This window comes from Streptomyces sp. McG3 (assembly GCF_018619185.1).
In the GTDB taxonomy this organism is placed as follows: domain Bacteria; phylum Actinomycetota; class Actinomycetes; order Streptomycetales; family Streptomycetaceae; genus Streptomyces.
This window is the reverse complement of the sequence record NZ_JAAXYC010000338.1, coordinates 1-8,130: the sequence shown is the minus strand read 5'-3', so window position 1 is coordinate 8,130 and position 8,130 is coordinate 1. Positions and strand designations below refer to the sequence as shown.

Annotated in this window: 7 protein-coding genes; 6 read left to right on the top strand and 1 reads right to left on the bottom strand. The window is 72.9% G+C overall.

Annotation, left to right across the window (positions count from 1 at the left end; translation table 11 throughout):
* Positions 1-217 precede the first annotated feature (217 nt).
* Positions 218-1,333: a nicotinate-nucleotide--dimethylbenzimidazole phosphoribosyltransferase gene (gene cobT, locus HET64_RS33345; RefSeq protein WP_215110910.1), complete on the top strand. Its 1,116-nt coding sequence runs from the start codon at positions 218-220 to the stop codon at positions 1,331-1,333.
* Between the two features lie 169 nt (positions 1,334-1,502).
* On the top strand, positions 1,503-2,267 hold the full coding sequence (locus HET64_RS33340; RefSeq protein WP_215110909.1) for a hypothetical protein: 765 nt from the start codon (positions 1,503-1,505) through the stop codon (positions 2,265-2,267).
* Here HET64_RS33340 and HET64_RS33335 read toward each other — a convergent pair.
* Entirely contained in the window at positions 2,165-2,929 is a 765-nt protein-coding gene (locus tag HET64_RS33335; RefSeq protein WP_215110907.1) for a hypothetical protein, read from the bottom strand. The two genes, HET64_RS33340 and HET64_RS33335, sit on opposite strands and share 103 nt — an antisense overlap.
* A gap of 88 nt (positions 2,930-3,017) precedes the next feature.
* Here HET64_RS33335 and HET64_RS33330 point away from each other — a divergent pair, with 88 nt between their 5' ends.
* From HET64_RS33330 to HET64_RS33315, 4 genes are all read left to right on the top strand, one after another.
* A complete protein-coding gene (locus HET64_RS33330) occupies positions 3,018-3,800 on the top strand; it encodes an adenosylcobinamide-GDP ribazoletransferase (RefSeq protein ID WP_215110905.1) in 783 nt (260 codons plus the stop codon).
* Positions 3,801-4,014: 214 nt separating this feature from the next.
* Positions 4,015-5,562, top strand: coding sequence for a leucyl aminopeptidase (locus tag HET64_RS33325; protein WP_215110902.1), 1,548 nt, complete (start codon positions 4,015-4,017; stop codon positions 5,560-5,562).
* A 369-nt stretch (positions 5,563-5,931) separates the two neighbouring features.
* A complete protein-coding gene (lpdA, locus tag HET64_RS33320; RefSeq protein WP_007451187.1) occupies positions 5,932-7,320 on the top strand; it encodes a dihydrolipoyl dehydrogenase in 1,389 nt (462 codons plus the stop codon).
* 62 nt (positions 7,321-7,382) lie between these two features.
* On the top strand, positions 7,383-8,130 hold a 748-nt coding region (locus tag HET64_RS33315; protein WP_285801927.1), incomplete at its 3' end, for a biotin/lipoyl-containing protein.

Below are 8,130 nucleotides of genomic sequence, written 5' to 3'. Positions count from 1 at the left end.
GTGCTGGTGCTGCGGGGGTGAGGGCGGCTGCCGGGGGCGCCGGGGGCCGCCCGGACTCCCGCCCCTCTCCGGGTTCACGGCACGGTTCCCGGGGGTGGGCCGACCGGTACTGTTCCGGCTGGGGCCTGTCCGTTCCTGATCCGCCGGACACGCCCTGGGGGCCCGTCGCCGGGTTCCCGGACCGGACCCGACGTGACGACCCGCGAGGCAGACCTCCGTGAACCTGGACGACTTCTCCGACCTGATCCAACGCCCCGACGGGGGTGTGCGGCGCGATGCCGAGGAGCGGCGCGAGCGGCTGACCGTACCCCCGGGGGCGCTCGGACGGCTCGACGAGCTGGCCGAGTGGCTCAGCGCCGCGCAGCAGTCCGTGCCGGTCAGGGCCGTCGAACAGCCGCGCCTGGTGCTCTTCGCCGGTGACCACGGGGTGGCGGAACTGGGCGTCTCCGGCCGGCCCGCGGGAAGCGCGCACGAGCTGGTGCGGTCCGCCCTCGACGGGGCGAGCCCGGTCTCGGTGCTGGCGCGGCGCTTCTCGGTGCCGATGCGGATCGTGGACGTCTCCCTGGACTGCGATCCGGAGCTGCTGCCCGAGTCCGTGGTGCGGCACCGGGTGCGGCGGGGTTCGGGGCGGATCGACGTCGAGGACGCGATCAGCGCGGAGGAGGCCGAGCAGGCGGTCCGCCTGGGTATGGCGATCGCCGACGAGGAGGCGGATTCCGGCACCGACCTGGTGGTGCTCGGCGACCTCAGCGTGGGCGGGACCACGGCCGCGGCCACCCTCGTCGCGGCGCTCTGCGGGACGGACGCCTCCGTGGTGACCGGTCGCGGCGGTGCGGGCATCGACGACCTGGCGTGGATGGTCAAGTGCGCGGCGATCAGGGACGCGCTGCGCCGGGCCCGGCCGGTGCTCGGCGACCAGCTGGAGCTGTTGGCGACGTCGGGCGGGGCGGATCTGGCGGCGATGACGGGCTTCCTGTTGCAGAGCGCGGTGCGCCGGATGCCGGTGATCCTGGACGGGGTCGTCTCTGCGGCCTGCGCGCTGGTGGCGCAGCGGGCGGCGTTCCGGGCGCCGGACTGGTGGCTGGCCGGTCAGGTCAGCGGGGAGCCCGCGCAGACGAAGGCGCTGGACCGGATGGCGCTGACCCCGCTGCTGGACCACGGCGTGACGGTGGGCGAGGGCAGCGGTGCGCTGTTGGCGCTGCCGCTGGTGCAGGCCGCGGCGGCGCTGGCCGCCGAACTGCCGGAGCGGGAACCGGAGAAGGCCGTGGACGGCGAGACCGCGGAGGACATCGAGGACGCGGGGTCCGAGGCGACGGCCCTCGACGGGGTCTGAGGCTCCCGGCTCCCCGCCACGCGGACGAGATCGGCATCACTCGGGAGCCGCTCAACTCCGCCCTGGCCCGGTCCGTCTTCGAGAGGGGATCGCAGCTCGGCGCGCTTCCTCACCGATGCCGCGTACCGACCCGACCGGGGGCCCGTTCCATGCTGTTCGAGAAGAGCGGATGAGCCGTCTCCCCGCCCTGCGCCGGGCGGCGGTACGGGAGTGGGGCCCGCTGTTCACGACCGTACGGCGGGGGCTCGCCGGACGCGGTGCGCGGGCGCTCGCGCTGACGACGGTCGCGGTGGCGCTGACCGCGACCGTGCAGGTGGCGCAGGTCCAGGCCTGGGGCTACCGGCCGGTGCGGCTGCTCGGAGCCGTACGGGCCGAGGACCCGCTCTGGCTCGCCCTCGCGCGCACCCCGCTGTCCCTGTTCGTGGCCGCGCCCGATCTGCCGGTGTGGGGCGCGCTGGCCCAGATCCTGGTGGTGTTCGGCGTCGCGGAGGTGTGCCTGGGGCGGTGGCGCACGCTCGCGGTGGCGTATCTGGCGACGCTGGCCGGGACGCTGTACGCGCGGATCGGCGTCGCGCTCGGGCCGGAGGTGTTCCCCGGGCTGCCCGCATCCGACGCGCAGGTGGTGGACACCGGCCCTTCGGCTGCGGTCGTGGGGCTCGCGGTGTACGTCTGCCACCGGCATCGCGCCCGGTTCACGGGGGCGCTGGTGGTCCTCGCGATGGTCGTGGAGGTCCTGGTGAAGGACAACCTGGCGGGGCGTGAGCATCTGGCCGCCATCGTCGTCGTCCTGGTGGTGTGCCGCGTACGGGAGTGGCGCGGGCGGCGGCGCGTTCAGGACCGGGGCGCGGGCGGTGGCGGGACGCGGTCCGGGGCGCCGCCGATGAGGTCCTGGAACTTCCGGCGCGGCCCGGCCCAGCGCACGTCGTGGTGGTAGGCCCGCAGCAGTGCCCGGGAGCGGGCCCGGTGGCGGTGGCGGTAGAAGCGCCTGGCCCAGGGCGAGGTGGGGCGGGCCAGCCGGATCGCGCCGACCAGGGCGACGAACGGGACGAGGGTGCCGAGCACCGCCATCCGCAGCTTGCCCTTGAACAGGGCGATCAGGACGAAGCAGAAGTTGATCACGTAGCTCGTGATGAGGCTGAGCCTCCCCTGTTCCTCCTCGTCGGTGACGTCGTCGACGCCGAGCGGCGAGAAGCCCGCCAGGACCAGCGCCACCAGCGAGACGGTCAGCACGACCACCTCCACGCTCTGGCGGCCCTCCTCGGTCCAGTACACGTCGTCCAGATGCAGGATGAGGGCGAACTCGTCCAGCACCAGACCGGCCCCCACCCCGAAGATCACCGCGAAGATCCCGGCGGCCACGCCGTGCCGCCCGCTGCCCACCGCGCCGAATCCGCCGACCACCGTCAGCACGACCCCGGGCACCACGTGGTGGATGTGCACCCCGCCCGGCGTGATGTTGCGGAACGGGCCCTTCCCGGCGCGGATCATGCGGGTGATGGTGCGGGTGATCGCGAAGGTGAGGACGAAGGCGGCCAGCGCGAGGAGCAGCGGCACCTTGCCCGGCTCCGCGATGTTGTCGTGCCACCAGTGACCCATGCCACCCACTCCCGATACGTCAGGTTTCACGGCGTTCGGCGCGTTTCGCCCAATCTATCGGTGGGGCGCAGCGGCTAGCCTGCGCGCGGTGACCTCCCTGAACAGCCACGGCATACGTTTCGCCTTCGGCACCCTGACCGTGCTGCCCGTCCGCGTGACCCGCTGGGACCGCGCGACCGCCCGCTCCGGCATGCTCTGCGCCCCGCTCGCCGGGCTCGTCGTGGGGCTGCTCGCCGGGACCCTCGGCTCGCTGTCGCTGCTGGCCGGCTCGGGGGCGCTGCTCGCGGCGGTCGCCTCCGTCGCGGTGCCCGCCGCCCTCACGCGGGGGCTGCACCTGGACGGTCTGGCGGACACGGCGGACGGCCTCGGCAGCGGGAAGCCGGCCGAGGACGCGCTGCGGATCATGAAGCAGTCCGACATTGGGCCGTTCGGTGTCATCACCCTGCTGCTGGTCCTGCTGGCCCAGGTCGCCGTCCTCTTCGAGCTGTACGGGCAGGGCTGGGCGCACGGGGCCCTCGGGGCCGTCGTCGCGGGCGTCGCCGCCCGCCTCGCGCTGACGCTGGCGTCCCGTCAGGGCGTCCCGGCGGCCCGGCCGGAGGGGCTCGGCGCGGTGGTCGCGTCCACCGTCCCGGCCGGGCGGGCGCTGCTCGCGGCGGTGGTGACGGTGGCGCTGTGCGCGGCGGCGGGCGCGCCGCTGGGCCCGTACGGGGTGCTGCGCCACGCGCTCGCGGTGCCCGTCGCGCTCGCCGCCGGCGAACTGCTGCTGCGGCACTGCGTGCGGCGGTTCGGCGGGGTCACCGGGGATGTCTTCGGGGGGGTCGAGGAGACGGCGGCGACGGCGGCCCTGGTGGCGCTGGCGCTCGGGACCTGACGGAGGCGCACATCGGCCGCCGTGCTTCCCGAGGACCGTTCCGGACCGCCGTAACAGTCGGAAAAGGTCCGGGAAGCCCCGCCGACGTCACGGAGCAGGAACCGCGCGCGTAGGCTCATTCCCGGCACATCGTCGGGGCGTCTACGATGCGCCGGGCACGGTCGGCCCACCCCTCGACCGAACTCGAACTCAACGGAAGCGAGATTTCACCACCGTGACTGCTCTCACTCTCAGCACTGCCGGTGCGGCGACGCTGCGCGCCGACGCACTCGTCGTCGGCGTCGCCAAGGGCGTCAAGGGACCGGTCCTGGCACCCGGCTCCGAGGCCGTGGACAAGGCGTTCGACGGAAAGCTCGCCGCCGTCCTCGCGACCCTGGGTGCCACCGGTGCCGAGGGCGAACTGACCAAGCTGCCCGCCGCGTCCGGCCTCAAGGCCCCGGTCGTCGTCGCGGTCGGTCTCGGTCCGGTCCCGGACAAGGAGGACGCCTACGACGCCGAGGCGCTGCGCCGCGCGGCGGGCACCGCGGCCCGTGCGCTGACCGGCTCCAAGAAGGCCGGCTTCGCGCTGCCCGCCGCCTCCGTCGAGGACGCCGCCGCCGTCGCCGAGGGCGCGCTCCTGGGTGCGTACGCCTTCACCGCCTACCAGGGCGGCGAGAACAAGCTCGCCCCCAAGGACGCGAAGTCCAAGGACAGTGGCCCGAAACTGCCGCTCGCCGAGGTGGCCCTGATCGGCGCCAAGCCGCGCGACAAGGCCTACAAGGCCGCCGTCGAGCGCTCCCTCGCCCTGGTCGAGGAGATCAACCGGGCCCGCGACCTGATCAACACCCCGCCGAACGACCTGTACCCGGAGTCCTTCGCCGCCGTGGCCACCGCCGCGGGCAAGGAGCACGGCGTCAAGGTCCAGGTCCTCGACGAGAAGGCCCTGGTCAAGGGCGGCTACGGCGGCATCCTCGGCGTCGGCCAGGGCGCCGTGCGCGGCCCGCGCCTGGTGAAGCTCGCCTACACGCACCCCAAGGCGGAGAAGACCCTGGCCCTGGTGGGCAAGGGCATCACCTACGACTCGGGCGGCATCTCGCTCAAGCCGGCCGGCCACAACGAGACGATGAAGTGCGACATGGCCGGCGCCGCCGCCGTGTTCGCCGCCGTCGTCACGGCCGCCCGTCTGGGCCTCAAGGTCAACGTCACCGGCTGGCTGGCGCTGGCCGAGAACATGCCTTCCGGCAACGCCACCCGCCCCGGTGACGTGCTCCGCATGTACAGCGGCAAGACCGTCGAGGTCCTCAACACCGACGCCGAGGGCCGGCTCGTCCTGGCCGACGCGCTGACCCGCGCCTCGGAGGAGAAGCCGGACGCGATCGTCGACGTGGCGACCCTGACCGGCGCGATGGTCCTGGCGCTCGGCAACCGCACCTTCGGTGTGATGGCCAACGACGACGCCTTCCGCACCTCGGTCCACGAGATCGCCGAGGAGGTCGGCGAGCCGTCCTGGCCGATGCCGCTCCCCGCCGACCTGCGCAAGGGCATGGACTCCCCCACCGCCGACATCGCCAACATGGGCGAGCGGATGGGCGGCGGCCTGGTGGCCGGTCTGTTCCTGAAGGAGTTCGTGGGCGAGGGCATCGCCTGGGCGCACCTGGACATCGCGGGCCCGGCCTTCCACGAGGGCGCGCCGTACGGCTACACCCCCAAGGGCGGCACCGGCTCCGCGGTCCGCACCCTGGTGCGGCTCGCCGAGCGCACCGCCGCCGGCGACCTCGGCTGAGTTCCCGCCTTCCGTCGCGTACGGCCCCGGGCACAGGTCCGGGGCCGTACGTGTTCTCCGAGCGGAAGCGGCAAGGATGAGCGGGACAGGACGGTGGGGCGACGGAGGGAGAGCGGGTTTCGCTCTCGACGAACACCGCCCCGATCCGCAGGCATCTACGCAGCAGTAACCCTCCGGAAGGGACGATCATCCGTTCCGGACCCGGGCCCCGCGTCCCGCCCACCGTCGACAAGTGCGAAGATGGGTTCTCGGCAGGACAGGGCCCCCACCACAGGGCCGAAGACAAAAGCGGCCGCACACCAGCCGACCGGCCGGTCACACCCCAGCGACGGGGCCCGGCGTACGGCGCACATGCATGGAGGACGTGACGTGGCGAACGACGCCAGCACCGTTTTCGACCTAGTGATCCTCGGCGGTGGCAGTGGCGGTTACGCCGCGGCCCTGCGCGGAGCGCAGCTGGGCCTGGACGTCGCCCTGATCGAGAAGGGCAAGGTCGGCGGCACCTGCCTGCACAACGGCTGCATTCCCACGAAGGCACTGCTGCACGCGGGCGAGATCGCGGACCAGGCCCGCGAATCGGCCCAGTTCGGCGTGAAGGCGACCTTCGAGGGCATCGACATGGAGGCCGTCAACAAGTACAAGGACGAGGTGATCTCGGGCCTGTACAAGGGTCTCCAGGGACTCATCGCCTCGCGCAAGGTCCACTACATCGAGGGTGAGGGCAAGCTCTCCTCCCCCACCTCCGTGGACGTGAACGGCCAGCGTGTCCAGGGCCGCCACGTGCTGCTGGCGACCGGCTCCGTGCCGAAGTCGCTGCCCGGCCTGGAGATCGACGGCAACCGGATCATCTCCTCGGACCACGCGCTGAAGATGGACCGCGTCCCGAAGTCCGCGATCGTGCTGGGCGGCGGCGTCATCGGCGTCGAGTTCGCCTCGGCGTGGAAGTCCTTCGGCACCGAGATCACCATCGTCGAGGGCCTCAAGCACCTCGTCCCGGTCGAGGACGAGAACAGCTCCAAGCTTCTTGAGCGCGCGTTCCGCAAGCGCGGCATCAAGTTCAACCTCGGCACCTTCTTCGACAAGGCCGAGTACACCGAGGACGGCGTCCGCGTGACGCTCGCCGACGGCAAGACCTTCGAGGCGGAGCTGCTGCTCGTCGCCATCGGCCGCGGCCCGGTCTCGCAGGGCCTGGGCTACGAGGAGCAGGGCGTCGCGATGGACCGCGGCTATGTCCTGGTCGACGAGTACATGCAGACCAACGTCCCGACGATCTCGGCCGTGGGCGACCTCGTCCCGACCCTCCAGCTCGCCCACGTCGGCTTCGCCGAGGGCATCCTGGTGGCGGAGCGTCTCGCCGGTCTGAAGACCGTCCCGATCGACTACGACGGCGTGCCCAAGGTGACGTACTGCCACCCCGAGGTCGCCTCCGTCGGCATCACCGAGGCCAAGGCCAAGGAGATCTACGGCGCGGACAAGGTCGTCGCCCTCAAGTACAACCTCGCGGGCAACGGCAAGAGCAAGATCCTGAAGACCGCGGGCGAGATCAAGCTCGTCCAGGTCAAGGACGGTGCCGTGGTCGGCGTCCACATGGTGGGCGACCGCATGGGCGAGCAGGTCGGCGAAGCCCAGCTGATCTACAACTGGGAGGCGCTGCCCTCCGAGGTCGCCCAGCTCATCCACGCACACCCGACGCAGAACGAGGCGATGGGCGAGGCTCACCTGGCGCTGGCCGGCAAGCCTCTCCACGCCCACGACTGATCCCCCGGTCCCGGGCGCGACGACCGACCACTTCCGCAATTTCGTAAGGAGCAACTGAAACCATGTCGGTTTCCGTAACCCTTCCGGCGCTCGGCGAGAGCGTCACCGAGGGCACTGTCACCCGTTGGCTGAAGGCCGAGGGCGAGCGCGTCGAGGCCGACGAGCCGTTGCTCGAGGTCTCGACCGACAAGGTCGACACCGAGATCCCGGCCCCCGCGTCCGGTGTCCTGGCCTCCATCAAGGTCGCCGAGGACGAGACCGTCGAGGTCGGCGCCGAGCTGGCCGTCATCGACGACGGCTCGGGCGCTCCGGCCGAGGCCGCGGCCCCGGCTGCCGAGGCGCCCGCCGCCGAGCCCGCATCCACCCCGGCCCCGCAGGCCGAGGAGGCGCCCACCGCCCCGTCGACCGAGACCGAGGCTCCGGCCCAGGCCCCGACCGCCGAGGCGACCACCGGCGGTTCGTCCGCCGAGGGCACCGACGTCACCCTCCCGGCGCTCGGCGAGAGCGTCACCGAGGGCACCGTCACCCGCTGGCTCAAGGAGGTCGGCGAGGAGGTGGCCGAGGACGAGCCGCTGCTGGAGGTCTCCACGGACAAGGTCGACACCGAGATCCCCGCCCCGGTCGCCGGTGTGCTGCTGGAGATCGTGGTCGGCGAGGACGAGACCGCCGAGGTCGGCGCCAAGCTCGCCGTCATCGGTGCGCCCGGCGCCTCCGCCCCGGCCGCCCCGAAGGCCGAGGAGAAGCCCGCCGAGGCTCCGGCCCCGGCCCCGAAGGCCGAGGAGAAGCCGGCTCCGGCGCCTCGGTGGGCGC